Source organism: Streptomyces spinoverrucosus, from assembly GCF_006539505.1.
Lineage (GTDB): Bacteria > Actinomycetota > Actinomycetes > Streptomycetales > Streptomycetaceae > Streptomyces > Streptomyces spinoverrucosus.
The window spans coordinates 1-822 of the sequence record NZ_BJND01000204.1; the positions used below are offsets into that span (position 1 = coordinate 1).

1 protein-coding gene is annotated in these 822 nt (G+C 65.3%); it reads left to right on the forward strand.

Annotation, left to right across the window (positions count from 1 at the left end; all coding sequences use genetic code 11):
• Positions 1-85: 85 nt before the first annotated feature.
• A partial coding sequence (locus SSP24_RS42540) for an SDR family oxidoreductase (RefSeq protein WP_141316636.1) occupies positions 86-822 on the forward strand: 737 nt, incomplete at its 3' end.

Sequence of the window (822 nt, forward strand, 5' to 3'; positions counted from 1 at the left end):
TTTCTTACAGGTATTCAACGGTGCACGCGGACAGCTCATTTCATGGAGCCGCTGCACATCCAACAGCTACCGAAAGGATTTCATCATGAAGGTTGTAGTGATCGGCCGGACCGGCCTCATCGGCTCGAAGGTGGTCGCCAAGCTCAAGGAGCACGGCCACGAGGCGGTGCCGGCCGCGCCCAATACCGGCGTCAACACACTCACGGGTGAAGGCCTGACGGAGGCCCTGCAGGGTGCCTCGGTCGTGGTCGACGTGTCGAACTCCCCCTCGTTCGAGGACAACGCCGTCATGGAGTTCTTCCGCACCTCGACCACCAACCTGCTCAAGGCGGAGGCGGACGCCGGTGTGACCCACCATGTCGCGCTCTCCATCGTCGGTACCGACCGGCTCCCGGAGAACGGCTACTTCCGCGCCAAGCTGGCGCAGGAGAAGCTCATCAAGGCATCGGGGATCCCGTACTCCATCGTCCACGCCACGCAGTTCTTCGAGTTCGTGACCGGCATCGCGGACTCGATGACCGACGGCGGCACCGTGCGTGTCCCCACCGCGAAGATCCAGCCCATGTACTCCGACGACGTGGCCACCGCCGTGAGCCGCGCGGCCGCCGGCACACCCCTCAACGGCGTGGTGGAGATCGCTGGCCCCGAGGCGTTCCGGTTCGAGGAATTCATCCGCACCGGCCTCGCCGCCGCGAACGACCCCCGAACCATCGTGGCGGACCCGCACGCTGAGTACTTCGGTTCCGAACTCGAGGAGAACAGCCTCCTTCCCGGCCCCGACGCGCACATCGCACAGACCCGCTTCACCGACTGGCTCGCCAA